At 64.1% G+C, this 24778-nt stretch carries 22 protein-coding genes; 10 read left to right on the top strand and 12 right to left on the bottom strand.

Annotated features, from left to right (window positions below; all coding sequences use genetic code 11):
• Nucleotides 1-557: 557 nt before the first annotated feature.
• Nucleotides 558-800, top strand: a complete 243-nt coding sequence (locus X726_RS151970) for a DUF768 domain-containing protein (protein WP_023670565.1) — start codon at nt 558-560, stop codon at nt 798-800.
• A gap of 33 nt (nt 801-833) precedes the next feature.
• Here X726_RS151970 and X726_RS151975 read toward each other — a convergent pair whose 3' ends face one another.
• Nucleotides 834-1952: a P1 family peptidase gene (locus X726_RS151975; protein ID WP_023670564.1), complete on the bottom strand. Its 1119-nt coding sequence runs from the start codon at nt 1950-1952 to the stop codon at nt 834-836.
• Nucleotides 1953-1960: 8 nt separating this feature from the next.
• Nucleotides 1961-3634: an exodeoxyribonuclease VII large subunit gene (xseA, locus tag X726_RS151980; RefSeq protein ID WP_023670563.1), complete on the bottom strand. Its 1674-nt coding sequence runs from the start codon at nt 3632-3634 to the stop codon at nt 1961-1963.
• Nucleotides 3635-3725: 91 nt separating this feature from the next.
• Between xseA and X726_RS151985 the strand changes: the two genes are divergently transcribed.
• A complete protein-coding gene (locus X726_RS151985) occupies nt 3726-5924 on the top strand; it encodes an EAL domain-containing protein (RefSeq protein ID WP_023670562.1) in 2199 nt (732 codons plus the stop codon).
• Nucleotides 5925-5930: 6 nt separating this feature from the next.
• On the opposite strand, the gene X726_RS151990 is transcribed toward X726_RS151985, so the two are convergent.
• Nucleotides 5931-6887, bottom strand: coding sequence for a LysR substrate-binding domain-containing protein (locus tag X726_RS151990; protein ID WP_023670561.1), 957 nt, complete (start codon nt 6885-6887; stop codon nt 5931-5933).
• A gap of 178 nt (nt 6888-7065) precedes the next feature.
• On the opposite strand from X726_RS151990, the gene X726_RS151995 reads away from it, so the two are divergent.
• Nucleotides 7066-7356 (top strand): DUF1127 domain-containing protein, encoded by a 291-nt coding sequence (locus X726_RS151995; protein ID WP_023670560.1) that lies wholly within the window; start codon nt 7066-7068, stop codon nt 7354-7356.
• A gap of 233 nt (nt 7357-7589) precedes the next feature.
• On the opposite strand, the gene X726_RS152000 is transcribed toward X726_RS151995, so the two are convergent.
• The 4 genes from X726_RS152000 to X726_RS152015 form a co-directional block, all read right to left on the bottom strand.
• Nucleotides 7590-8651 (bottom strand): DUF937 domain-containing protein, encoded by a 1062-nt coding sequence (locus X726_RS152000; protein WP_023670559.1) that lies wholly within the window; start codon nt 8649-8651, stop codon nt 7590-7592.
• 90 nt (nt 8652-8741) lie between these two features.
• Complete coding sequence (locus X726_RS152005; protein ID WP_023670558.1) at nt 8742-10115, bottom strand: glutamate--cysteine ligase; 1374 nt, start codon at nt 10113-10115, stop codon at nt 8742-8744.
• A 114-nt stretch (nt 10116-10229) separates the two neighbouring features.
• The gene (locus X726_RS152010) at nt 10230-10964 is read right to left on the bottom strand and encodes a 16S rRNA (uracil(1498)-N(3))-methyltransferase (protein ID WP_023670557.1); all 735 of its coding nucleotides are present in this window, start codon (nt 10962-10964) and stop codon (nt 10230-10232) included.
• A gap of 31 nt (nt 10965-10995) precedes the next feature.
• Nucleotides 10996-11643, bottom strand: a complete 648-nt coding sequence (locus X726_RS152015) for a hypothetical protein (protein ID WP_023670556.1) — start codon at nt 11641-11643, stop codon at nt 10996-10998.
• A gap of 86 nt (nt 11644-11729) precedes the next feature.
• Between X726_RS152015 and X726_RS152020 the strand changes: the two genes are divergently transcribed.
• Together X726_RS152020 and X726_RS1000000169060 are read left to right on the top strand one after the other, a co-directional pair.
• Nucleotides 11730-12428 (top strand): type 1 glutamine amidotransferase, encoded by a 699-nt coding sequence (locus X726_RS152020; protein ID WP_023670555.1) that lies wholly within the window; start codon nt 11730-11732, stop codon nt 12426-12428.
• Nucleotides 12429-12703: 275 nt separating this feature from the next.
• On the top strand, nt 12704-12844 hold the full coding sequence (locus X726_RS1000000169060) for a hypothetical protein (RefSeq protein ID WP_006206855.1): 141 nt from the start codon (nt 12704-12706) through the stop codon (nt 12842-12844).
• On the opposite strand, the gene X726_RS152025 is transcribed toward X726_RS1000000169060, so the two are convergent.
• The 3 genes from X726_RS152025 to X726_RS152035 are packed head-to-tail and all read right to left on the bottom strand — an operon-like array spanning nt 12841 to nt 15610.
• Entirely contained in the window at nt 12841-13608 is a 768-nt protein-coding gene (locus X726_RS152025; RefSeq protein ID WP_023670554.1) for a metallophosphoesterase family protein, read from the bottom strand. The genes X726_RS1000000169060 and X726_RS152025 overlap by 4 nt on opposite strands.
• A gap of 55 nt (nt 13609-13663) precedes the next feature.
• Nucleotides 13664-14800 (bottom strand): alpha-hydroxy acid oxidase, encoded by a 1137-nt coding sequence (locus X726_RS152030; RefSeq protein ID WP_023670553.1) that lies wholly within the window; start codon nt 14798-14800, stop codon nt 13664-13666.
• A 12-nt stretch (nt 14801-14812) separates the two neighbouring features.
• Nucleotides 14813-15610: an FCD domain-containing protein gene (locus X726_RS152035; protein ID WP_023670552.1), complete on the bottom strand. Its 798-nt coding sequence runs from the start codon at nt 15608-15610 to the stop codon at nt 14813-14815.
• Nucleotides 15611-15815: 205 nt separating this feature from the next.
• On the opposite strand from X726_RS152035, the gene X726_RS152040 reads away from it, so the two are divergent.
• The 4 genes from X726_RS152040 (at nt 15816) to glcF (ending at nt 21806) form a co-directional block, all read left to right on the top strand.
• Nucleotides 15816-17072 (top strand): DUF3422 family protein, encoded by a 1257-nt coding sequence (locus X726_RS152040; RefSeq protein WP_023670551.1) that lies wholly within the window; start codon nt 15816-15818, stop codon nt 17070-17072.
• 265 nt (nt 17073-17337) lie between these two features.
• Nucleotides 17338-18834, top strand: coding sequence for an FAD-linked oxidase C-terminal domain-containing protein (locus tag X726_RS152045; RefSeq protein WP_023670550.1), 1497 nt, complete (start codon nt 17338-17340; stop codon nt 18832-18834).
• A 430-nt stretch (nt 18835-19264) separates the two neighbouring features.
• Complete coding sequence (glcE, locus tag X726_RS152050) at nt 19265-20476, top strand: glycolate oxidase subunit GlcE (RefSeq protein WP_023670549.1); 1212 nt, start codon at nt 19265-19267, stop codon at nt 20474-20476.
• A 4-nt stretch (nt 20477-20480) separates the two neighbouring features.
• Nucleotides 20481-21806 (top strand): glycolate oxidase subunit GlcF, encoded by a 1326-nt coding sequence (glcF, locus tag X726_RS152055; protein WP_023670548.1) that lies wholly within the window; start codon nt 20481-20483, stop codon nt 21804-21806.
• Nucleotides 21807-21810: 4 nt separating this feature from the next.
• Here the strand turns inward: glcF and X726_RS152060 are convergent, their stop codons facing one another.
• Nucleotides 21811-22731 carry a bifunctional 5,10-methylenetetrahydrofolate dehydrogenase/5,10-methenyltetrahydrofolate cyclohydrolase gene (locus X726_RS152060; protein ID WP_023670547.1) on the bottom strand — a complete coding sequence of 307 codons (921 nt, stop codon included), beginning with the start codon at nt 22729-22731 and terminating at the stop codon, nt 21811-21813.
• A gap of 271 nt (nt 22732-23002) precedes the next feature.
• The gene (locus X726_RS152065; protein ID WP_023670546.1) at nt 23003-23749 is read right to left on the bottom strand and encodes a L,D-transpeptidase; all 747 of its coding nucleotides are present in this window, start codon (nt 23747-23749) and stop codon (nt 23003-23005) included.
• 209 nt (nt 23750-23958) lie between these two features.
• Between X726_RS152065 and X726_RS152070 the strand changes: the two genes are divergently transcribed.
• The gene (locus tag X726_RS152070) at nt 23959-24597 is read left to right on the top strand and encodes a DNA-3-methyladenine glycosylase I (protein WP_023670545.1); all 639 of its coding nucleotides are present in this window, start codon (nt 23959-23961) and stop codon (nt 24595-24597) included.
• Nucleotides 24598-24778 lie beyond the last annotated feature (181 nt).

The following is a 24778-nucleotide window of genomic DNA, read 5'->3' as shown; positions in this document are numbered from 1 at the left end:
TCGACGTCGGAGGCGCTGAGTGTGGCGGAGGCAGTCGAGCGGGGTGACGCTGACGAGAGCTTTCTGATTTTGGCTCACGAAACGCAATAAAATCAACATCTTCATACGCCCTCCGGGGCCATCCGATCTCCATACTGGACGGGGATGACGTTTGACACAGCGCGGCGGAAAGAAGCAGGATGGCTGATAGAGTCGACATCGCATAATGATGTCACTATATAGCGGCGGCTTCGACCGTGTAGCTGTGGCAGTGTACCACGAAGCAGCAGAAAATGTGTTACGCGTTGTGATCCCTATTGTGATACAAATCGGCCGTCGACAGCAGGAAAAGATCGTAAGAACAACAGCATAGAGCCGAAGCCGATCCCGGCCAACGTACCACTCTATCAAACAATCAGAACGTGCTCATTGAACCCTTCCCTTCATTCGGCTCTTCGGACCTCCGACAAGATCAACTTGCCGGGCGAAGCCGACTCGGTTCGAATGGCAGCATGCATCCTTTACCGGGTGCGGACGTTTACGGTTACCAACCGGCATAGCCGCCAGGGAAAAGCAGTATGAGTGAACATGCGATCGAGTTCTTGCGCGGATGGATCGGTGAAAAGGTCCACTGCCAGCACTCGCCGGTAAAGATCGAGAAGCAGGCCGAGACCCTCGCCAAGGAGTGCGCGGCCAAGGCCGCTGAGGTCGGCATTCCGCTGGAAGATATCCAGGAAGAAGTCGGCGACATCCAGGAACTGATCGCATCGCGGCTCGAAGAGGCGGCCGAGGCCGACCAGAGCAACGCGGCCAAGCCGTGACGCAACAGGCCTGGCGCCGCCAGGCCTTGTCCTCTATCCAAATCGATCTTTCAGCCAAGCCTTCGGCAGCGCCGGCACGAAATTGCCGTCGCGTCCGCTCATATCCTCATTGGCGACCATTGCATTGAGGATCGCCTCCTCTACGCCTTGCGCCACCGCATCGAAGAACGGATCGATATCGACGTCCGGGATGTAAGCGACGTTTGCGGTTCGTCCCGATGGTGCAAGTGCTGCTTGCGGATTGGCGGTGGTGAAGGCCAGAAAAATGTCGCCCGAACTGTGGTAGCCGAAGCCGCCTGTCATGGCGATGCCGAGCGGCACGCGCTTTGCCAGCCGCTTCATCTGGTGCGGCAGAAATGGCGCATCGGTGGCGACGATGGCGATGATCGAGCCCTTTTCGGCACGCGGCGTGCCTTCGCGCATCGCCGGCTCTACCAGATCAGGCCCGACGCGGGCGCCGCGCAGTGTGAAATTGCGCCGCTTGCCGAAATTCGCCTGCACGAATACGCCGACCGTATGCCTGATGCCCTGCCACTCGATGATGCGCGATGCCGTGCCCGAGCCGGCCTTGAAGCCAAAGGCAATCATGCCGGTGCCGCCGCCGACACTGCCTTCCTCGATCGCTCCACCGGCGGCACCGTCGAGCGCGGCTTCGACATCTTCGAAGCCGACGTGATGACCGTTGATGTCGTTGAGGAAACCATCATAGGTCTCCGCCGCAACCGGCAGGCCCCAGCCGCTGTCGAGCGCCGCCGGCAGCACGCGTTGCATCCAGCGCAGCGTGCCGTCGCGGGTAACGCCGCAGGAATGCGTGTTGGTGATCGTGACGGGCAGGTTGAAGGCGCCGACTTCCTCGATAATGTGCGACCCCGTCAACTCGCCATTGCCGTTCTGGCTGAAGACACCGGCAAGCACCGGCGTGGCGAGCTCAGCCAACGGCCGCGGCAGGATGGCGGTGACGCCGGTGCGCACCGGCCCCGTGCCAACCTCGAGCAGACCCTCGCCGGAAATCAGCGTCGCATAGCCGACCGATACGCCGGGCACATCGGTGATGGCGTTGAAGCCGCCCGGCGTGCCCTCGAAGGTAATGCCGAAAGCACGCGCGCGCGGCTTGCCCGCCGGCGTTTGAAGATGCGGGTCATGTCCGGTCATGCGGTCCTCTAAAAAAGCGAGCCCTGATTGCCCGGCTCTTTCGGTTTGCTGGCCGTCGGCTTTGCGGCGGGTTTGCTGGCGGGCGGCGTGGCCGCTGGTTTGGCAACGGCCTGCACCCGCTCGGCGTCGCCGGTCGCGACTGCATTTACGATGCCGTCGGCGAACTCCAGCTGCAGGCCAGCGCCCGGCGCCACATCAACTGCCAGTTTGATCACCGCGCCGCCGGCATCCTTGACCAGCGCGAAGCCGCGGGCCAGCACAGCCTTGTGCGACAGCGTTGCCATCAGCCTCTCGGATTGGACGATGCGGCCGCGCAGTCGCTCCAGCCTGAGCAGTACCGCTTGCGTGCCTCGTCTCGTCAAAGCTGTCAGAAGATCCCTCTGCACGGTTTGCCGCCGTGCCGTTGGCTCGATCGTAATGCGGCCTTGCAGCAAAGCCAGTTGCTGCCTGTGCCGTTGCAGGGATGCTTTCGCACATTTTGGCAACTGATCCGCCGCACGATTCAACTCCGCGCGCCGGGCTCTCGCCAATGCGCGCAGCGCCCCCTGGGCGCGCAAAAGGTCGCGGTCGTTGGTGCGTCGCGCCTCGGCAATCCGCCGCGACAGCGTTGCCGGAGTGAGCTTCACGGCGAAGAACCGAGCTTGCTTTCTTTCGGTGGAGACCATCAGCCCCCGGCTAAGCCGGCTGGCCGCCTCGTCCAGCCGCCGTCGCGGCAGCGCCAGCAACTGGTCGGGCGAGGGCAGCGCGCGGGCGGCCGCACGCGAGGCCTGCCGCTTGCGTTCGAAATTGCGCAAGGTGGCTGCTTTGAGCCGTGCGCCAAGACTGGCTAGTGTCGCTTCGAGGTCCGCTTTCACCGGCACCGCGATCTCCGCCGCACCTGTCGGCGTCGGTGCGCGCATGTCGGCGACGAGGTCGATCAAGGTCCAGTCGGTCTCGTGCCCGACGGCCGAAATCACCGGAATGCGCGAGGCGGCGACGGCGCGCGCCAGCCCTTCATCGTTGAACCCCCAGAGGTCCTCGAGGCTGCCGCCGCCGCGCGCCACGATCAGAAGGTCGGGCTGGGCAATCGCGCCATCCCAGGCCAGCGCGTTGAAGCCGTTGACGGCGGCCGTCACTTCCGCCCCCGCCGTCTCGCCCTGGACTCTTACCGGCCAGACCAGCACATGCAGCGGAAAGCGGTCCTTGATGCGGTGAATAATGTCACGGATCACCGATCCGGTCGGCGAGGTGACGACGCCGATGGTGCGCGGCATGAACGGCAGCCGCCGCTTGCGGCCGGCGTCGAACAGCCCTTCGGCCTGCAGTCGCCGCTTGCGCTCTTCCAAAAGCGCCATCAGCGCCCCGGCGCCCGCCGGCTCGAGATTGTCGATGACGATCTGGTAGTTGGATTTGCCGGGATAGGTGGTGAGTTTGCCGGTGGCGATCACCTCCATCCCCTCTTCGGGGCGGAATTTCAGCCGGCCCATCGTGCCTTTCCAGACCACCGCGTCAAGCCGCGCGCGGTCGTCCTTCAGCGTGAAATAGGCATGGCCGGAAGAGTGGGGCCCGCGATAGCCGGAAATTTCGCCGCGCACCCGCACATGGCCGAAGACATCCTCGACCGTACGCTTCAGGGCGCCGGAAATCTCGCTCACCGTGTATTCGGTGGCATTGGTTCGTGATTCGGATTCTGCGTCGCTCATCGGCCGATTGAGCGGCTGTTGTCGCTCCGCGTCAAGATTCCATAACTTGATCTTAAGCCTGTCCTGATTGACTCTGGGCCAAGGAGGACGCATGAGCGCCCGCAGACAACGCAGCCCGTTGACGTTCCAGGTCACCCTGACGGTGCTGACGCTTGCCGTTTTTGCACTGGCCATCGTTGTCGGCTTCGGCCTTTACGCCACCATGCAGGCCGACCGGGTCTCGCTCGAGCGGCAGAAGGTTTTCCTGGCCAACGGCCTGCAGGACCAGATCGCCGCGGTAAAGCGCGAGCAGGAAAGCGTCGCCGTCTGGGATGATTCCGTTATCAACGCCAAGGCCGGCAACCAGACCTGGATGGCAGAGAATCTCAGCGTCTGGATGTCCTCGTATTACGGCCACAACCGGGTCTATGTGCTGGACGACGCCAACCGGCCGGTCCACGCCATGCGCGAAGGGAAGGTCGTGTCGCCTGCCGTCTTTGGCGAGGACGAACCCGCTTTGCGGCCGACAATCGCCAGGTTGCGCCAGATGATGAGCAAGGACGCAAGCCAGGCCGGCGCAAAATTCGTTGCCGACGATCTGGTCTCGCTTGGCGGTCAGCCTGCCATACTCAGCGTCATGCCTCTGGTGCCGAGTTCGGATCGCGTCACCCAGGCATCCGGCAGCGAATATCTGCATGTCTCCATAGAGTTCATCAACGACGCGGTGATCGGCAAGATCGCGCAGAAATATCTTCTGGCGGGGGCGCATCTCCTGCCGATGGCTCAGCCGCTTGGCTCGGCTGCCATTCCGCTTATCGACAAACAGGGTGTCATCCTCGGCTATATTGCCTGGGACCAGGAACGGCCCGGCCTGACGCTGGTGGGCAAGGCCAGCCCGGCCCTGGCTCTGGCCGCGCTGGTTGCGGCGAGCGTGCTCGCCTTTCTGCTCCGGCGTCTGCGCCGTGCGTCATCGGCGCTGCAGACCAGCCAGGCCCAGGCGCAATATCTCGCCTTTCACGACACGCTCACCGGCCTGCCCAACCGGGCACTGTTCGAGGACAGGCTGCGGCGTGCCTTGCTTACCTCCGGCAATGAAAGCAAGGTCGCGCTGCTTTATCTCGATCTAGATCGCTTCAAGCATGTCAACGACACGCTTGGTCACCCGGCAGGCGACGAACTCGTGCGCCAGACGGCGGCCAGGCTTCACCATACTGTTCGCGACGTCGACACGGTGGCAAGGCTGGGTGGCGACGAATTCGCGGTAATCCTGATCGATGTCCGCGACGTCAGGAACGCCGAGGATATTTCCGAGAGGGTGCTGCAGAAACTGCAGGAGCCGTTCAAACTGATGGACGATCAGGTCTTTATCAGCGCCAGCATCGGCATAGCCTTGTCGACAGGCCCTGATGCCGATGCAGACGATCTGCTGCGCAAGGCCGACATCGCGCTCTACGAAGCCAAGAAGAACGGCCGTGGCCGCTACCAGGTCTTCGCCGGCGACATGGACGACCTTTTGCTGCGCAAGCGCAAGGTCGAGAGCGAGCTGCGCAGCGCGCTGAATGGCGGCACCGGTATCAAGCTCGCCTACCAGCCGGTCTTTGCCAGCGATGGCAAGACCATTGTCGGCGCCGAGGCGCTGATCCGCTGGGCGCATGAGGTCCATGGCGCACTGCCGGCGGCGCAGTTCATCGCCATCGCCGAGGAACGCGGCATGATCGGGCAGCTCGGCGCATGGGCCCTGCTGGAAGCCTGCCGCTTCGCCGTGAAGACCAAACTGCCGTGGCTCGCCGTCAATGTCTCGCCGCTGCAATTGCGCGACGCCGGCTTTGCCGAAGAGGTTGCCTCGATCCTCGCCGAAACGGGACTGGCGCCGAAGCGCCTGCAGCTCGAGATCACCGAAAACGTTCTCCTGGAAAACAACGACACCACCAGAGCGGCTCTGGCAGCCTTGCGCCAGTCGGGCGTCGGCATTGTGCTCGACGATTTCGGCACCGGCTATTCGTCGCTGAGCTATCTGCGCCGCCATGCCATCGACAAGCTCAAGATCGACCGCTCCTTCGTGCGGCTTCTCGACGGCGACGGCAATTCGGGCGCCATCGTCAAGGCGCTGATCGATCTCGCCGGCGCGCTCAAGGTCGAGGTCACCGCCGAGGGCGTAGAGACCGAGGTGCAAAAGGCGCTGCTGGTCGCCATGGGCTGCCAGCAGCTGCAGGGCTACCTCTTGTCGCCGCCGCTGGAGCCGGCGCAATTGGTGGCGCTGCCCGGCCTGTCGTCGGCCAACGCAACGACGGAGGCGGCAGCGTCGGCCTGATCGTTCCTACCAGCCAGGCAGGATCTGGTTCGGCTTGCTCCGCTTCATCTTGGCGAAGGCGAGCGAGGCGAAATCGAAGCTTCCCGTTTCTTCGCCGAGCGGCACGGAAATATTGTCGAGGCTTTCCGAGATGTGTCGGGCCAGAGCGTCGACGATTTCGGGACGCGAGGTCTGGCCGCGCATGATGCCGATGCGGCAGTCGGGCAGGGCGCCAAAACCGTCGGCTTCGCCCAGCACTCGCATGCCGGGCCGCAGCGCGCATTCCGGCAGCACCGAGATCGCCAGCCCCGACAGCACCGCGGCGGTGATGACGGTGGCCGAGAAGCTGGTGAAGAGGATGCGATAGTCGCGGCTTTGCCGGTCGAGCACATCGACGGCGGCGCGCCGCCAGATGCAGTTCGGCCGGCCGAAGGCCATCGGCAGCACTTCCTGTTCGTGCGTGGCATGGTTGGCCGAGGTCACCCATAGCAGCGGCTCGCGCCGCACCACTTCCGACTGGCCGCGCGTATCATTGTGCGTCACCAGCGCAAGATCGAGATTGCCGCGCTTGATATGCTCGACCAAGCCTGGTGTCGGCTCGCAGATGACAGTCAGTTCGACGCGCGGATTTGACCGTGTGAAGCGTGCCATGATTTCGGGCAGGAACCGGTCGGCATAGTCGTCGGGGGTGCCGATGCGGATGGTGCCTTCGAGCCGCTGGTCATCGAAGGCGGCCAGCGTTTCGCGGTTGAGATAGAGCAGGCGGCGCGCGTAGGAGAGCAGCTTGTCGCCTTCCTCGGTCAGCCTGTTGGTGCGGCCGTCCTTTTCGAACAGCGGCTTGCCGATCCGCTCTTCCAGCCGGCGCATCTGCATCGACACCGCCGATTGCGTGCGCAGCACTTCCTCGGCCGCGCGGGTAAAGCTGCCGGTATCGGCAATCGAGATGAAGGTCTGCAACTGGTCGAGATCGAGTGGCGCTTTCATCGGTCCAATCCATCAGTAGCGTTGATGCTAAAGATTAGAAACATTCGTTGGATTAATCAATCGGTGCGTGGCAAATTCACATTGTCCACATGAAGGCATGTGAATCGAGACCGGAACGGCCGCTGTCCCCAGCGCCGATCGCCTGGTCTTGTCCAGTTCGAGTCTGAAGGAGACCGACATGACCACGTTTGATTTCGCCACCGAGACCTCGCGCATAACCTCGCGTCCGGCCGTTGCGACGCGCGTGGCCAACACCCTTCTCAATGCCTACCAGGCCTGGAAAAATCGCCGGGCCTTCTATCGCCTCGGCGAGATGTCGGACGCCGAACTCGCCGATATCGGCCTGACTCGCGCGGATCTCCATGTCGCCATCGATGTGCCGTTCGGCGCCGATCCGACCGTGAAGCTGCGTGCGATTGCGAGCGATCGTGCCGATACGATCGAAGATCTCGCCCGCCAGATAGCGTGATATCGGGCGCATTGTTTCGGTTGCCGTGAACCTTTCTCAGGGCTCGCTGCGACCAACGAGTATAGCAGGCTCCCCACTCCCTGCCGGTTCCCCGCCGGCCAGCCTGCACACTGGCCCGGTCCTCCTCCAGGACCGGGCTTTTCTTTTAAAGCTCCGTCGTCATCGTGCGGTCTGCGCCGCTCGCTTCGTTCCTTGCTCCGAAGCCGCGAAGGTTAGCGCCCAACTACCGCCAACTACCGCCGGTCCATGTCCCGCTTGAACTGGTCGAAGATCGTTTCCACGCCCTTCTGATAGTCGTCGCGCTGCTGGGCGCCAGTCTCGAACATCTTGCCGAAAATATCGTCGAACGGATTGCGTGGCCTGCCGCTCGGATTGGCCTGCGGTTGCGGCGCCTGGCGCTCCTGCGGTGCCTGTCGCGGCTGGGGTGCTTGCGGCTGCTGCGGCGCCGAATGCCCACCGGGCAGGCCGAAGCCGCCACCACCGCCTTGCCGCATCATCTCTTCAAAAATCTTGCCCAGCGGGTTGTCGCCGTAAGGGCTCTGTGTCTGTTGCGGCTGTGTTGGGTGCTGCGGCCGGCCCTGCGGTTGCTGTGCCGCGCCACCGCCGAACATGTCCTGCAGCACCTTGCCCAGCGGATTGTCGCCATAGGGGTTGGGCGCCTGTTGCGGCTGGCTTTGCGGCTGTTGGGCGCCGCCGCCGAACATGTCCTGCAGCACTTTGCCCAGCGGGTTCTCACCGTAAGGATTGGGTGCTGGCTGCGGCGCAGGCTGTGCCCCGCCGCCCGCCTGCCGCATCATCTGTTCGATGATCTCGCCGAGCGGATTGCTGCCGCCGCCGAAGCCACCGGCGGCCTGCATCTGACCCCCGGTCAACTGGTTTGTCGTCTGCTTGAACAATCCGCCCATCACCATCGAAGCGATGGCCGGCAGCATCTGCTGCAGGATCTGCTGGCTGACGCCGGTCGCCTGCGCGGCCTGGCTGGCCACCGCGCGCGACAGCTCCTTCGAGCCGAACAGATGACCCAGAATGCCATTGCCCTCATTGACGCCTTGCGGTGAGAAAGCCCTGGTCGCGTCCTCGAAGTATTTGGCGTGCTGGCCGCTCGCCATCGCCGTCATGAAGGCGCCGAGCCCATAGGGATCGGCGGTGTTGCGTTGCAGCCCTTGCGAGAAGGCCGGCAGCAGAGCGGCGACAGCCGCCTGCGTCTGCTGCATGGAAAGCCCGTACTGCTGGGCAAGCGCCTGCATGCCGTTGCCGTTCTGCGCCTGCGCCAATATGTCGAACAAGGTAGGCATCGGTTTCTCCTCCCGGAAATCCTCGAGGGAGAACCTAGTTCGTTTCGATGTTCGATTGAAGCGGCTTTTGCCGCTGCTCAAGGCGCCACGCTAATACGCATATTCCATGAACACCGGCTCGATCGAGCCGCCCCAGCGCGTGTGGTAGGCCGACAGCATTTCCTCGGCACTGGTGGTACCGCGCGCCACGACTTCGTCCAGCGTGTTGAGGAACGAGGTCTCGTCATAGCCGTCGCGGTTCTTCCTGCCGCGATTTTTCAGCCCAAGGCGCGAAATGGTCATTACATCGCGGCCGATCTCACGCAGCGTCGTGTTGCGGAACGGCGCGGAAATGCCTTGTTCCGGCACCGCATTGCGCATCGCCAGCGTTTCTTCATAGGTCCAGCTCGAAGTCAGCGCCTCGGCGGCGTCGAGCGCGGCCTCGTCATAAAGCAGCCCGACCCAGAAGGCCGGCAGCGCGCAGATGCGGCGCCACGGCCCGCCATCGGCGCCGCGCATTTCGAGGAAGCGCTTCAGCCTGACGTCAGGGAACAGGGTCGACAGATGGTTCGCCCAGTCGCCCATGGTGGGCAGTCCGTCCGGTACTTCATTGCGGGCAACGCCGGCCATGAACTGGCGGAAGGTGATGTGCGTCATGTCGTGATAGTGGCCGTCGCGGATGACGAAATACATCGGCACGTCGAGCGCCCATTCGACATAGTCGGCAAAGCCGAACTCGGGCGAGAAGCAGAATTCGAGCAGGCCCGAGCGCTGGTTGTCGGTGTCGCGCCAGATGTCGCCGCGCCAGCTCTGCAGCCCGTTCGGCCGGCTGTCGGTGAAGGGCGAGTTGGCAAACAGCGCCGTCGACAGTGGCTGCAGCTTCAGCGACACCTGCATCTTGCGGCGCATGTCGGCTTCGCTTTCGAAGTCGAGGTTCACCTGGATGGTGCAGGTGCGATACATCATGTCGAGACCCTTGGTGCCGACCTTGGGCATGTAGCGGGTCATGATTTCGTAGCGCGATTTCGGCATTTTCGGCGTCTCGGCCAGCGACCATTTCGGGCTGCCGCCGAGGCCGAGAAAGCGGATGCCCATCGGCTCGGCGATCTCGCGTACCTGCGCCAGATGCGCATTGCCCTCCCGGCAGGTCTGGTGGATCGTTTCCAGCGGCGCGCCCGACAGCTCGAACTGGCCGCCAGGCTCCAGCGAGATCGCGCCCTGTCCGGTCGGCTCGACCAGGCCGATGATGCGGCCGTCATCGATGATCGGGTCCCAGCCGAGCTTTTGCTGCATGCCTTCGAGGATGGCGCGGATGCCGCGCTCGCCGCCATAAGGCACCGGCGCGTTGCCGTCGACATAGAAGGGGAACTTCTCGTGCTCGGTCCCGATGCGCCACTTGTCGCGCGGCTTGTTGCCTTCGGCCAGATGCTCGACCAGTTCGTCGATGCCTTCGATTGGCCGGAAATCGGTTGTGTCGCGCGCCATGGGGCCCCCTCTGCGGCTCTCGGAGCCCGCCGGCGCTAAATGGACGAAATGTCAGCAGCCGATCAAGCGAAAAATCCTGAGCCACAGGTCAACAGGAATTGATCTTTACGCCTCTTACCAGTCTCCGACCGTCGCCTGCATCACCGCAAGCGCCGCTACAGCTGCTGTGTCAGCGCGCAGGATGCGCGGTCCGAGCGGGATGGCAGTGACGAAGGGGAGCGCCCGCAGCATCTTGCGTTCGTCGTCGGAAAAGCCGCCTTCCGGCCCGACCAGCAGCGCCAGCTTCCTCTCCGGCACCGCCTGCAATGCCGGCAGCGGGTTGTCGGTCGAGGCATCCTCGTCGCAGAAGATAAGCCGGCGTTCCTTGTCCCAGCCGGAGAGCAGGCGCTCGAATTTCTCGGCCTCGCGCACTTCCGGCACCGCCAGTATGCCGCATTGCTCGGCCGCCTCGACGACATTGGCGCGCAGCCGGTCGATGGAGGGTTTTGCCACTTGCGTGTGCTGGGTGATCACCGGCTGCAGGATGCCGGCGCCCATCTCGACCGCCTTCTGCACGAGATAGTCTAGCCGGCCCTGTTTCAGTGGCGCGAAGCAATAGATCAGGTCAGGCAGGGGCGGTTGCGGTCTCTGCGAGGCCAGCACCTTCAGCCGCACCGCCCTTTTCGACCTGGTGGCAATCGCCGCCGACCACTCGCCGTCGCGGCCGTTGAAGACCAGGATCTCGGCGCCTTCGCCGAGCCGCAGCACATGCGTGAGATAATGGCTCTGCTGCTGGCCGGCATCGAATTCGATGCCGGCCGCGAGGTCGTCCGGCACGAACAGCCGCTGCATCTTGTAATTGGCGCGCATCGCCGAGGAATGGGCGAGGCGGTGCCTGGCGTCAAGTCTCGGCGGAACGATGCCACACCGGTTCAAAACCGTGCCGCAGCACCGAAACGGTCGTGGCCGGTGTGAGCAGGCGCAGCGACCGGCCGGCAAGGCTGTCGAAGGCCGCCGCATCGCCATAGCCTGCGAACGACCAGGGCAGCGCGTTGCCGCCGCGCAGCGCATAGGCCGAGCCGCCATCCGCGATCATCGCTCCGTCCGGCAATTCGGCAAGCTCTCCCATGGTGACATCAGGTGGCTTGCCGCCGGAAGCCAGCCGCTCCTTGTGCAGCCGCTTGTCCACCATTGGCGCGCGCGGTTCATTTACACCGAAGACTTTGCCGAAACGCCCGACAAAATCCGTGGCTCGCTCACGCCGGCAATAGAAACAGGGACGGTGCCCGGCGGCCAGCGCCGTCACCTCGTCGAGGAAGAACAACTCGGTCCAGCCGGCCCTGCCGCCCGGCCTGTTCCTGCCCATCGGCTCGCGCCGCACATTGCGGAATTGGCAGACGCAGATGATCCAGGCCGGCAAGGCCCAACGCTTTTTCAGCAGCGTCTTGGTCTCAGGATCGTGGATGATGCCGCGATTGCCGGTGAACAGGCCGCGCTCGGATACGGCATGGATGGCGCCGAACGGATCGACCCGGTTCTGCAGTGGCATAGTTCTCTCCCGAATGCGCATCTTGGCTGCAATACGGGCGACATGATATCGCTCCTCGCGTCATTTCATGTCAGCAGGGTTTGGCGATGCGGGTGCTGGTGGTCCAAAACTACGACAATACCGGTCTCGGGCAGGTTGGCATTGCGCTCGCCGAAGCGGGCGCCGATCTGGACCTGCGCCGGCCCTACAAGGGCGACGCGCTGCCGCACGACGCGACCGGGCACGATGCCATGGTGATGCTCGGCGGCGGTCAGAACGCGCTGGCCGACGATGACTACCCCTATTTCCCGGCGCTGCTCAAGCTGACCCGCGATTTCGCCGACAAGGATCGCTCGGTGCTCGGCATCTGCCTGGGCAGCCAATTGGTTGCCCGCACTTTCGGCGGCGAGAACCAGATCGGCGGCGCCTCGGAGTTCGGCTGGCACAAGGTATCGCTGACGCCGGACGCCAGGACCGATCCGGTGCTCGCCGCGCTGCCCCAGGATTTCCCCATCTTCGAATGGCACGACGACACCTTCGCCCTGCCTGCAAATGCGGTGCGGCTCGCCGGCAGCGACATTGCCGAGAACCAGGCGTTCCGCATCGGCCGCGCCGTCTACGGCTTCCAGTTCCACTTCGAGGCCGACCGGCCGATGGTGAAGGACTGGAGCACGTCCTTCGCCCCGCTCATTGCCGATCGCCATCCTGACTGGCACGACCGTCTCGACGGCGAAATGGCCCGCAATGGCCCCGAGGCCGATGCCGCGGGTTTGGCCATTGCCCGCGCCTGGGTGGCGACGATCTGAGCCAGCAGCGGTCGCGCGTTGCATAATTGGCACGCGGCGGGGAATCCGCCGGGGACAACCGCTTTCATCCTTGGTTTGTGGCCGAACGCTATCCTACAAGGCGCGCGCTCTGCATCGGCAATGCAACCGCGATGAACCTTCTGTGTGCTCCGCGCGACACACCGCCGATACAGAATCGACCTACAAGCGCGAAATCGTCGAAACTTTGAGACGAATTCGTTGTTTCAACGCATTGGTAACCGCCTCGTGCCCAGATGCAGGAAGCTCAACTAGAGATGACGTCCGTGAAAGCAGCGCTTCTGTCCTTTGTCATGCTGTCTGCCATCGTTTTGTGCGGTCTCGGCATTTATTCCGCCGATGCAGCCAACAACCATCAGGCCGTCGACGGCTACGGCGTCACCGCCGCGCTTCGCTAAAACGCTTTTCCCTGCACAGTCAGGATACGCTTGTCCGCGCCGTCCACGGCGAGCGCGCTGAGCATGCCTGACTGCCAGGCGAGCGTGTCGACATTGACGCGGTTCGGCATCACCTCCGCCTCCGGCACCGGTGTGTGGCCGTGCACGATCACCTTCGGGTAAAGCCCTGGATGGTTGTGGAAGACGTCGCGGATCCAGACCAGATCCTGCGGGCTCTGGCTCTCCAGCGGCACGTCAGGCCTGACGCCGGCATGGCAGAAGAAGAAATCACCTGATATCAGTGACAATTGCAGCGACCGCAGGAAGTCGACATGGGCTTGCGGTACAGCATTGACCAGTGCCTGGTGTCCCCGCCGTAACGCCTCGGCCTTGGCGAACCAGCTTGCGTGTCCCGCTAGGTCGACGCCATAGGATTGTGCCGTCTGCACGCCGCCATAGCGGATGAACAGCCCTTCCGGGTCAGGCTCGTCGAGAAAGTCGAGGAAGCCGATATCGTGGTTGCCGGCGAGCATCAGATGCCGTGGATCGCGTTTCTGTGCCTCGATCAGGAAGTCCATGACGCCCTTGGACTCTGGTCCGCGGTCGACATAGTCGCCGAGGTGGATGACGCGCCAATCGCTGGTCGGCTTGTATTCGAGTTCGCTCTCGATGCGGCGATGCATGGCGGCGAGCAGATCGAGCCGGCCATGCACGTCGCCGATCGCATAGAGGCGCATGCCATCGGGCGCGCGCGCGTCGAGGTAGTGGATGCCGGTCTCGGTCAAGGCGGCTTCGTCTCCGTGATCCAGCGAGGCTAGGGTCTAATCGGTGAACAAGACCCTATCGCCGCAACTGGTCCTTGCCCATCTCGGTCACCAGCCGTTTGCCGCACAGTGCCAGCGTGATGTCCATCTCCTTGCGGATGATGTCCAGCGCCAGGGTCACGCCTTGCTTGCCCATGGCGCCCAACCCGTACAGGAACGGGCGGCCGATATAGGTGCCCTTGGCGCCGAGGCAAAGCGCCTTCAGCACGTCCTGGCCCGAGCGGATGCCGCCGTCCATATGCACCTCGATCCTGTCGCCGACGGCATCGGCGATCTCCTCCAGCGCCATGATTGACGACGATGCGCCGTCGAGCTGGCGCCCGCCATGGTTGGAAACGATGATGGCGTCGGCGCCGGTCTCGACCGCCATCAGCGCGTCCTCCTTGTCGAGAATACCTTTCAGGATCAGCTTGCCGCCCCAGCGCTCCTTGATCCAGGCGACGTCCTTCCACGACAGGTTCGGGTCGAACTGCTCCGTCGTCCACGATGCCAGCGAAGCGACGTCGCCGACGCCCTTGGCATGGCCGACAATGTTGCGGAAGGTGCGGCGCTTGGTGCCGGCAATGCCCATCAGCCAGCGCGGCCGCATGGCGATGTTGGCAATGTTGGCCAGCGTCATCTTGGGCGGCGCCGACAGCCCGTTGCGGACATCCTTGTGGCGCTGCCCCAGGATCTGCAGGTCGAGCGTCAACACCAGCGCCGAGCATTTTGCAGCCTTCGCCCTGTCGATCAGGCCGAGCACGAAATCCTTGTCGCGAAGCACGTAGAGCTGGAACCAGAACGGCTTCTTCGTCACCGACGCGACATCCTCGATCGAGCAGATGCTCATCGTCGACAGCGTGAACGGCACGCCGAATTCCTCTGCCGCCTGCGCCGCCAGCATCTCGCCATCGGCATGCTGCATGCCGGTCATTCCAGTTGGGGCAAGCGCCACCGGCATCGCCACTTTCTCGCCGATCATCGTCGATTCCAGCGAGCGGTTGCTCATGTCGACCAGCACGCGCTGACGGAATTTTATCTTCTGGAAGTCCTCCTCGTTGGCGCGGTAGGTGCTTTCGGTCCAGGCGCCGGAATCGGCATAGTCGTAGAACATCTTCGGCACCCGCCGGCGCGCCAGGTCCTTGAGATCGGCAATGGTGAGGATGTCGCTCATGGTGGTTCCTCGTTAGCCAGTCGTCTTGAAGCCGTCGTCGGCGTCGGAGCGCTGCTTGAGCCTGAGCCGCGACACGCGCTGCCAGTCGCCGCTGCGTTCGGCCTCGAGCATCGAGCGCTCGACATAGGAGATATGGTCCATCGCCGCCTGGCGGGCAGCTGAGGGATCGCCGGCCTTCACGGCTTTGTAGATCGCGCCGTGCTGGGCCAGCAGCGCCTCGCGCGCTCCGGGCACGCTGAACACCAGAAGCCGGTTCTGGAACACGCCTTCAGACAGCAGCCGGTAGCAGGAGCGCAGCGTGTGCAAGAGGATGATGTTGTGCGCGCATTCGCACACAGCATGGTGGAACTCGACGTCGATTTCCGCCTCGTCGTCGAAATCGCCGGTGCGGTGCGCCTCGTCCATACGCGCCATGATGCGGTCGAGCAGCGCAATGTCGTCCGCTGTCGCGCGCCGCGCCGCATATTCGGCCGCAACACCTTCGATCTCGCGGCGGTATTCCAGATAGTCGGTCACCGCCTTGCGGTGCATCGAGATGAGGTCGGTCACCGGCTTGGTGAACAACTGGCCGATGACGTCGGCGACATGGGTGCCGCCGCCGGCCTTGGTGATCAGCAGCCCGCGCCCTTCCAGCGCCTTCAGCGCATCGCGCAGGATCGGCCGCGACACGTCGAACTGGCGCGCCAGCTCGCGCTCGCCCGGCAGCCGGTCGCCGGTGCGCAGCACGCCTTCAAGGATCAGGCTTTCGATCTGCTGCACCACCTCGTCGGCGGTGCGCGAATGCTCGATCCTGGAGAAAACATCGCTCAACGGGGGCCTGGGAAATTGAACCGGTGTCGCGCAAGATAAAGCCAGCGTCGCCAACTGGTCAAATTATTTATCCAATTCGCCCAATCGGGTCGGTCAGCGCGTCGCGCCGGCAGGACCTACGATGCTAGACTTTGGTGTTTACGCGCCTCATGGATTGCCTTTAGAGGACGCCATTACACGAAGGGTCGAGAACAGGGGGACCACCGTGTCGGACGAGACGTCCAACCTCGAATTCCAGCCGCGCGCCCAGGGCAGCGTGATGGGCTTTCCCGCGCATGAGGGACGGCCCGGCGCGATCGGCGAGGTCCATGCCCGGCCGCATCCGCTGATCGAGAAGCCGCGCGTGCTTGTGCAACTCGCCTTCATGACCGAGGGCGGCTCCGGCGTCGACATGGCCGTGCTCTCCGAACTGTCGCGGCGCCTCGGCATCGCGGCGCCCGACCGTCATGCCCGCCACCACGCCATGAAGTGGGGCAAGGGTACGCTGCGCTGGGAGCGGCATACGGAATTTTCGACCTATCTGTGGGAAGGGCCGCTGGCCGAAAGCAGCAGGGCGCAGGAGGATTCTCCTTTCGGCAACGGCTTCTCGCCGCCGGGAACGGTGATCTCAGGTATAAGGCTGGAGATCCGCAAATGGACGCCGGCAAGCGAGAAGCTGATTGCGGCCTTCGACCCGACGAGCCTCTGCTATTCGCTGGTCGAGCGCGGCAATGCGGCCATAGTCACCGATTTCCGCCAGGACGGCGACGGCCTGACCCGCATCCTGGTGCTTGATCGCGGCCTGACGCCGGCGCGGACCGGCGCGCTGTCGCAGCGGCTGATCGACGTCGAGACGTATCGCACGCTTGCCATGCTCGGCCTGCCGCTGGCGCTGACGCTGTCGGGCCGCGCCCGCCGCATCGAGGACCGGCTGGCGCAGACCACGCTGGAAATGAAGGTCGCTGAAACCCGCGACAGCCAGACGCTGCTCGCCGACCTGACCGAGCTTGCCGCTGAACTCGAGGCTGATGCCGCCTCCAGCCTCTATCGCTTCGGCGCCAGCCGCGCCTATGACGGCATCGTTGTCGAGCGGCNGGCACCCGCCATGCGCACCTGCCGTTCGGTCGAGGAGCGCCAGGCCAACCTGTCGCGAAAACTGACCCGCGCCACCACGCTGCTGCGCACCTGGGTCGATGTCGAGGTCGAGAAGCAGAACCGCGATCTGCTGGCGTCGATGAACAACCGCGCCCGGCTGCAACTGCGGCTGCAGCAGACGGTGGAAGGCCTGTCGGTGGCGGCAGTGTCCTACTATGTCGTCGGCCTGATCTCCTATCTCGCCAAGGGCGCCTCGATCTTCGGCCATGCCTTTGCACCGGAAGTCGTCACGGCCGTCGCGGTGCCGGTCGCCATCCTGCTGGTCTGGTGGGGCGTGCGGCGAGTCAGGCGGATGCACTCCGAGCCGGCGAAACATCCGGGGGAGTAGGAGCGCACTTTACCCTCCCCCTTGTGGGGAGGGTCGATCCGCATAGCGGATCGGGGTGAGGGTGCTCGTAAAGAGCTTTCGTCGCGCGGACCCCCACCCCGCTCACTGCGTTCGCGACCCTCCCCACAAGGGGGAGGGTTAAGATCCATAGCGGCAGATTGCCGCTGCGGAAGGCTGGCAGTACGCTCTTTGCCCGACGCGGTGTTTGCAACATCCGGATGTAACTGGTAAAAGATTTTTACCAGCCAAGCGGAGGACGCCGCCAATGTCCGGCCTTGTCATGCCCAAGCCAGACGACGCCACGATGCGAAGGCGCGCAGAGATCGTCGCCGATATGCGCATCATCGTGCCGGGCGAGGGCGTCGTCGACGCCACCAACGAAATGCGCGCCTTCGAAAGCGACGGTCTCACCGCCTACCGGCAATTGCCGCTGGTCGTGGTGCTGCCGGAAACGGTGGCGCAGGTGTCGCGGGTGCTGAAATACTGCAACGACCGCAACATCCGTGTCGTGCCGCGCGGCTCCGGCACCTCGCTCTCCGGCGGCGCGTTGCCGCTCGAGGATGCCGTGCTGCTGGTCATGAGCCGCTTCAACCGCATCCTTGCCATCGACTATCCCGATCGCGTCGTCGTCGCTCAGCCCGGCGTCACCAATCTCGGCATCACCACCGCCGTCGAGCAGGAGGGCTTCTACTATGCGCCCGATCCATCCTCGCAGATCGCCTGCTCGATCGGCGGCAATGTCGCGGAAAATTCCGGCGGCGTGCACTGCCTGAAATACGGCCTGACCGCCAACAATGTGCTCGGCATCGAGATGGTGCTGATGAACGGCGAGGTGGTGCGGCTTGGCGGCAATCATCTGGACTCGGAAGGCTATGATCTCCTCGGCGTCATGACGGGGTCCGAAGGCCTGCTCGGCGTCGTCACCGAGGTCACCGTGCGCATCCTGAAAAAGCCGGAGACGGCCCGCGCTCTGCTGATCGGCTTTCCGACCAGCGAGCAGGGCGGCCAGTGCGTCGCCGACATCATCGGCGCCGGCATTATCCCCGGCGGCATGGAGATGATGGACCGGCCGGCAATCCATGCCGCGGAGGATTTCGTCCATGCTGGCTACCCCCTTGATGTCGAGGCGCTGCTGATCGTCGAACTCGACGGGCCGGGCGTCGAGGTCGATCACCTGATCGGTCTCGTCGAAGCGATCGCCTATAGGAACGGCTCCACCACCTGTCGCATCTCGCAATCCGAACAGGAGCGGCTGAGTTTCTGGGCCGGCCGCAAGGCGGCCTTCCCGGCGGTCGGCCGCATCTCACCCGATTATTACTGCATGGATGGCACCATCCCGCGCAAGGAATTGCCGCGTGTGCTCGCCGGCATGCGCGAACTGTCGGGAAAATACGGCCTTGGCGTCGCCAATGTCTTCCACGCCGGCGACGGCAATCTGCATCCGCTGATCCTCTACGACGCCAACGTGCCGGGCGAACTCGACAAGGCGGAAAGTTTTGGCGCCGACATCTTGCGGCTCTGCGTCAAGGTCGGCGGCGTCTTGACCGGCGAGCACGGCGTCGGCGTCGAGAAGCGCGACTTGATGCCTGAAATGTTCAACCAGATCGACCTCGACCAACAAATGCGCGTCAAATGCGCCTTCGATCCCAACCATCTGCTTAACCCGGGAAAAGTGTTTCCACAACTGCGCCGCTGTGCGGAGCTTGGGCGCATGCACGTGCATCGGGGGCAGCTGGCATTTCCGGATATTCCGAGGTTTTGATGGGGGCGGAATNGAGCTTGGGCGCATGCACGTGCATCGGGGGCAGCTGGCATTTCCGGATATTCCGAGGTTTTGATGGGGGCGGAATGTCTCACGTCGGCGATCCTTCGCGCCCCCCTCTGTCCTGCCGGACATCTCACCCACAAGGGGGGAGATCACCAGTCATCTCTGCCTTCGCCAACCTTCGACGTTGCTAGAGAGGCGCGGTCGCCAAAGCTGCTAATCTCCCCCCAAGTGGGGGAGATGTCCGGCAGGACAGAGGGGGGCGCGAAGGAACTCGACCCATCTTCGCCATGACGACCTTCACCCCCACCACATCGGCCGAGATCCTCNGGAGCTTGGGCGCATGCACGTGCATCGGGGGCAGCTGGCATTTCCGGATATTCCGAGGTTTTGATGGGGGCGCGAAGGAACTCGACCCATCTTCGCCATGACGACCTTCACCCCCACCACATCGGCCGAGATCCTCTCCACCGTCCAATGGGCGGCGGCGGAAGAGTCACCTTTGGAAATCATCGGCCACGGCTCCAAGCGCGGCATCGGCCGGCCACAGCAGAGCGAACACACGCTCGATCTTTCGAAGCTCACCGGCGTCACCCTCTACGAGCCGGCCGAGTTGGTGCTGTCGGCCAAGGCCGGCACGCCGCTTTCCGAGATCGAAAACCTGCTCGCCGAAAACGGCCAGCAGCTCGCCTTCGAACCGATGGATTACGGTCCTTTACTCGGCGGCGAGCCCGGCAAGGGCACCATCGGCGGCGTGCTCGCGGCGAACCTGTCCGGTCCGCGCCGGCTGAAGGCGGGGGCTGCGCGAGACCATATTCTGGGCATCAATGCGGTTGCCGGACGCGGCGAGGCTTTCAAGTCCGGCGGCCGAGTCGTCAAGAATGTCACCGGCTACGATCTGTCGAAGCTGATGGCCAACAGCTGGGGCACGCTGGCCGTGTTCACCGATGTCACCTTCAAGGTGCTGCCGGCGGCCGAGACCGAGGTGACGCTTGCCATGCGCGGCCTACTCGACGATGCCGCCTCTGCCGCCATGGCGCTGGCGCTCGGCTCCAGCGCCGAAGTGTCGAGCGCGGCCCATCTGCCCGAACGCATCGCCGCGCGCATTGCCGGGGGCAGTCTAGGCACTGACGCTGCAACGCTGCTGCGCGTCGAAGGGTTTGGCCCATCGGTCGCCTATCGCATTGAGGCGCTGAAGACCCTGCTGAAAAATGCCGGCCCGCTGCAGGAGATCGCAGGTGAGACATCGCATGCCCTCTGGCGTGACATAAGGGACTGCACGCCATTCGCCGACCGTAGCGAAAAGCCGGTCTGGCGCGTTTCGATGGCGCCGTCTCAGGCTCACCAGATGGTGCTGACGCTGCGCATGCAGATCGGCGTCAGTGCCTTCTACGACTGGCAGGGTGGGCTGGTCTGGCTGCGCATGGAGGAGGGCGATCCCGAGGCCGCCCTGCTGCGCGGGCTGATCAAAAAGCACGGCGGCGGCCACGCGACGCTGGTGCGCGCCACCCCTTCGCATCGCACCGCCGTTCCGGTGTTCGAGCCGCAGGCACCGCATAAGGCCGCATTGTCGGCGCGGCTCAAGGCCGAGTTCGATCCCAAGTCCATCCTCAATCCCGGCCGCATGGCCCAAGGCTAAGATAATGCAAACTAACTTCTCCCTTGCCCAGCTCGCCGATCCCCATGTCGCGGAATCGGAGAAGATCCTGCGCAAATGCGTGCATTGCGGCTTCTGCACCGCCACTTGCCCGACCTATGTGACATTGGGCAACGAGCTGGATTCGCCACGCGGGCGCATCTATCTCATCAAGGACATGCTGGAGAACGGCCGCCCGGCCGACAAGCAGATCGTCACCCATATCGACCGCTGCCTGTCCTGCCTGGCCTGCATGACCACCTGCCCGTCGGGCGTCAATTACATGCATCTGGTCGACCATGCCCGCGCCCATATCGAGGAAACTTACAAGCGGCCGCTGCTCGACCGGCTCACCCGCGCCATGCTGGCCTTTGTGCTGCCCTATCCCGCGCGCTTTCGCGCCGCGCTGAGATTGGCGAGACTCGGCAAGCCATTCATTCGTCTGTTCGAAAAGGTGTCGGCCCTGAAGCCGCTCAGCGCGATGCTGAAGCTGGCACCGGCCTCGATCCCGACGGTCTCGCCAATGGCCTCTTCCGGCATTCATGCCGGGCAGGGGACGAAGAGAGGCCGCGTCGCCATCCTCACCGGCTGCGCCCAATCGGTACTCGACCCCGCCATCAATGAGACGACGATTGCATTGCTGACACGGCTGGGCGTCGAGGTCGTGGTGCCGCAGGGCGAAGCCTGCTGCGGCGCGCTGGTCCATCATATGGGCCGCGAGGCAGCAGCCCTTGCCTCGGCACGGCAGAATGTCGATGCCTGGACGCGTGCCATCGACCAGGGCGGGCTCGACGCCATCGTCATCACCGCATCGGGCTGCGGCACAACCATCAAGGATTACGGCTTCATGCTGCGCCTCGATCCGGCCTATGCCGACAAGGCCGCGCGGGTCTCGGCGCTGGCCAGGGACATTACCGAATATCTCGCAAGCCTCGACCTGCCCGAGCCGGTGCGCAAACCCGGCACCGTCGTCGCCTATCACTCCGCCTGCTCGATGCAGCACGGCCAGAAGATCACCCGCCAGCCGAAGGAATTGCTCGCCAGGGCCGGCTTCGTCGTGCGCGATCCGCGCGAGGGACATCTGTGCTGCGGCTCGGCCGGCACCTACAACATCCTGCAGCCGGAGATTTCGGAGAAGCTGCGCGACCGAAAGGTGAAAAACATCGAGGCCACCGGCGCGGAGATCGTTGCCACAGGCAATATCGGCTGCATCACCCAGATCGCTTCGGCTGCAAAGCTGCCGGTGATGCACACGATCAAGCTGCTCGACTGGGCCTATGGTGGTCCGAAGCCGGAGGGCGTCTCCGAAGGAAACCTGGTCGCCGCCGAGTAAGCAGCTATTCCGCTGCCAGCCGGTCCACCACGCCATACGTCGCCTGGTAGCGCGCGCGCTGGCGGCTGAGCGCGACCATTGTGTTGCGCAAGAGGATCGCCACAGTGATCGGGCCGACGCCGCCCGGCACCGGCGTGATCCAGGACGCGACTTCCTTCACGCTCTCGGTGTCGACGTCGCCGACGATGCGGCTCGTGCCGTCCGGGCCGATCTCGGAATTGATGCCGATGTCGATGACGGCCGCACCGGGCTTCACCATGTCGGCCTTGATCAGCCGCGGCTTGCCGACGGCGACGAACAGCGCATCGGCGCGGCGCGCATGTGCCGCCACCGAGCGCGTCATGTGATGGCACACCGTCACCGTTGCGCCTTCGCTCATCAGCAGGAAGGCAATCGGCTTGCCGACGATCTCGGAATGGCCGACGACGACGACTTCGAGCCCCTTGAGGTCGAGGCCGGTTTCCTTGAGCAGCTCGACCGAGGCCGCAGCCGTGCAAGGCGCGAGGTCGAGCTGGTTGTAGACGATATTGCCGATCGACGCCGGATGCATGCCCTCGACGTCCTTCAGTGGATGCACCGCCGCTTGCAGCGTCTTGATCGGGATATGCGCCGGCACCGGCCGCTGGATGATGATGCCGGTGACGCGCGGGTCGGCGTTCAGGCCGTGGATCGCCGCCTCGAGTTCGCCGGCGCTGATGTCGGCGGGGAACCGCCGCTCCTCGAAACCGATGCCGGCAAGCGCGGCCTTGGCGCGCTGGTTGCGCACATAGACATCGACGGCAGCGGTATCGCCGACGGTGATCGACACCAGCTTGGGCGGAAAACCTTCGGCGGTGGCGATGGCGGCATCCTCGCGCACGGATGCCATGATGCGCTGGGCGACCGGGCCGCCCCGGAGATAGCGGCTATCGTCTGGCGGAGACATGGCTGAACCTTTGCAGCGAGTTTGGCGCAGGGGAGTTTGGCCGTCCCTATAGCAGGGGAAATGCGGCAAGGCAGCGTGAAAGCGAACCGTCATCCCCCTGGCGCGACGTTCTGGCGCAGCCTGGCTCAGCTATAGCCGCAAAGAGAAAGGGCAGCGCGGTTTCCCGGGCTGCCCTTTCCTGACTGGCCGCATCCCCACACGGCCCGTCCCCCGTAAACTCTTCCCGATCCCTGAAGGTCTAGCCTTCTGAACCAGATGATTCGGTAGCCGACTATATCACGACCACGGTCGTTCCAACATTGACCCTCTCGTAAAGGTCAACCACGTCCTCGTTGCGCATGCGGATACAGCCGGAAGATACCGAGCCGCCGATGGTCCATGGCTGGTTGGTGCCGTGGATGCGGTATTCCGTCGTGCCGAGATAGAGCGCGCGGGCGCCGAGCGGATTCTCTTCGCCACCGGCCAGATAGGTCGGGAGGTAGCGGCCCCTGGCAGCCTCGCGCTTGATCATCTCCGCTGGCGGGCGCCAGTCCGGCCAGACGCGCTTGTTGGTGATCTTGTGCGTGCCAGACCATTCGAACCCAGGCTTGCCGGTGCCGACGCCATAGCGCCGCGCCTTGCCGTTCTTCTCGACCAGGAACAGGAAGTTCTGCGTCGTATCGATGACGATCGTGCCCGGCTTCTGCGGGCCGTCATAGGCGACTTCCTGCGGCAGATAGAGCGGATTGATCTGCGGCCGCATCACCACGCGCTTGGCCGGCGCCTGCACGGAAGCAGTGCGCACCCGATCGGGTCGCGCTGGCTGCGCATAGCGAAGGCGTGGCTGCTGCTGCACGAACTGGCGGCTCTGCCGCACGATGCCGGGCGCGCGGCCAAGCTGCAGCACCCAGGGCGCGGAAAGGTCGGGGCTCACCATCACCGGCGGCCTGTCGGCATAGCGGTCGTTGGCGGCAGACGAGGTGACGCCGGCGGCCAGAATGGCCACGGCGCCGAGCACGGAACGCAAAAAGATCTTCATCGGAACGCACCTTGATCGTCGAACGGACGGAGGCGGAACTTGCCCCCGGTTGCGCGATCCTTGGCGCGAAGCCACAACCGAAACATGAATCGGAATGCGTAAAATGCCGCTTTGTCAGTAAACCTTTTGGTGTGGTTACCGCCGGGTTCAGGAATCTGGTAAAGCCGCGGTAAATGCAGCGCGAAAGCGCGTTAACGGATGGATTGGCCATGGCGCAAGACAACACCGGACTGCTTACCGGCTCCGACGGGATCACGCGCTGCTTCTGGCACGGCAATCTGCCGGACTATCTGCACTACCACGACCATGAATGGGGCCGGCCGGTCGCCGACGACCGCAGGCTGTTCGAAAAGATCTGCCTCGAAGGCTTTCAGTCCGGCCTGTCCTGGCTGACCATTCTGCGCAAGCGCGAGAATTTCCGCGAGGCCTTCGCCGGTTTCGACTTCGACAAGGTCGCTGCCTTCACCGACGAGGATGTCGAGCGCCTGGTCGCCAATGCCGGCATCATCCGCCACCGCGGCAAGATCGTCTCGACCATCAACAACGCCAAACGGGCGTGCGAAATGGTCGACGAGTTCGGCTCGCTGGCCGCTTGGTTCTGGAAGTTCGAGCCGGGGCCGAAGGAGCGGCCGGCGGTGGTGGACATGGCGCATCTACGCGCCAACCCGACGACAGGGGTCTCGATCAGGATTTCGAAGGAGTTGAAAAAGCGCGGCTGGACCTTTGTCGGCCCGACGACGGTCTACGCCTTCATGCAGGCGATGGGTCTGGTCAACGACCATCTCGAAGGCTGCGTGTGCCGGGAGCAGGTGGAGAAGGAACGCAAGGCCTTTAAGAGGCCGAAGTAGGGCGCTGTCCCCCTACCTCCCCCTTGTGGGGAGGTCGCGCCGAAGGCGCGGGTGGGGGTATCTTGGCGCCGCACCCCCACCCCGACGCTACGTCGACCCTCCCCAAAAGGGCATAGGCGCTAAGATAGGTATTGCCTTGCGGAATCGGGTGTGATTCTACGCTGCGATGACACACGAATCG

The organism is Mesorhizobium sp. LSJC285A00 (assembly GCF_000503155.1).
Taxonomy (GTDB): Bacteria; Pseudomonadota; Alphaproteobacteria; order Rhizobiales; family Rhizobiaceae; genus Mesorhizobium.
This window is presented reverse-complemented; position numbering and strand designations above follow the sequence as displayed.

Bases quoted from the DNA above. Each gene is read 5' to 3' on its own strand.
- X726_RS151970 (WP_023670565.1), top strand. From the start codon at position 558: ATGAGTGAACATGCGATCGAGTTCTTGCGCGGATGGATCGGTGAAAAG.
- X726_RS151975 (WP_023670564.1), bottom strand. From the start codon at position 1,952: ATGACCGGACATGACCCGCATCTTCAAACGCCGGCGGGCAAGCCGCGC.
- xseA (WP_023670563.1), bottom strand. From the start codon at position 3,634: ATGAGCGACGCAGAATCCGAATCACGAACCAATGCCACCGAATACACG.
- X726_RS151985 (WP_023670562.1), top strand. From the start codon at position 3,726: ATGAGCGCCCGCAGACAACGCAGCCCGTTGACGTTCCAGGTCACCCTG.
- X726_RS151990 (WP_023670561.1), bottom strand. From the start codon at position 6,887: ATGAAAGCGCCACTCGATCTCGACCAGTTGCAGACCTTCATCTCGATT.
- X726_RS151995 (WP_023670560.1), top strand. From the start codon at position 7,066: ATGACCACGTTTGATTTCGCCACCGAGACCTCGCGCATAACCTCGCGT.
- X726_RS152000 (WP_023670559.1), bottom strand. From the start codon at position 8,651: ATGCCTACCTTGTTCGACATATTGGCGCAGGCGCAGAACGGCAACGGC.
- X726_RS152005 (WP_023670558.1), bottom strand. From the start codon at position 10,115: ATGGCGCGCGACACAACCGATTTCCGGCCAATCGAAGGCATCGACGAA.
- X726_RS152010 (WP_023670557.1), bottom strand. From the start codon at position 10,964: ATGCGCGCCAATTACAAGATGCAGCGGCTGTTCGTGCCGGACGACCTC.
- X726_RS152015 (WP_023670556.1), bottom strand. From the start codon at position 11,643: ATGCCACTGCAGAACCGGGTCGATCCGTTCGGCGCCATCCATGCCGTA.
- X726_RS152020 (WP_023670555.1), top strand. From the start codon at position 11,730: ATGCGGGTGCTGGTGGTCCAAAACTACGACAATACCGGTCTCGGGCAG.
- X726_RS1000000169060 (WP_006206855.1), top strand. From the start codon at position 12,704: ATGACGTCCGTGAAAGCAGCGCTTCTGTCCTTTGTCATGCTGTCTGCC.
- X726_RS152030 (WP_023670553.1), bottom strand. From the start codon at position 14,800: ATGAGCGACATCCTCACCATTGCCGATCTCAAGGACCTGGCGCGCCGG.
- X726_RS152045 (WP_023670550.1), top strand. From the start codon at position 17,338: ATGTCCGGCCTTGTCATGCCCAAGCCAGACGACGCCACGATGCGAAGG.
- glcE (WP_023670549.1), top strand. From the start codon at position 19,265: ATGACGACCTTCACCCCCACCACATCGGCCGAGATCCTCTCCACCGTC.
- glcF (WP_023670548.1), top strand. From the start codon at position 20,481: ATGCAAACTAACTTCTCCCTTGCCCAGCTCGCCGATCCCCATGTCGCG.
- X726_RS152060 (WP_023670547.1), bottom strand. From the start codon at position 22,731: ATGTCTCCGCCAGACGATAGCCGCTATCTCCGGGGCGGCCCGGTCGCC.
- X726_RS152065 (WP_023670546.1), bottom strand. From the start codon at position 23,749: ATGAAGATCTTTTTGCGTTCCGTGCTCGGCGCCGTGGCCATTCTGGCC.
- X726_RS152070 (WP_023670545.1), top strand. From the start codon at position 23,959: ATGGCGCAAGACAACACCGGACTGCTTACCGGCTCCGACGGGATCACG.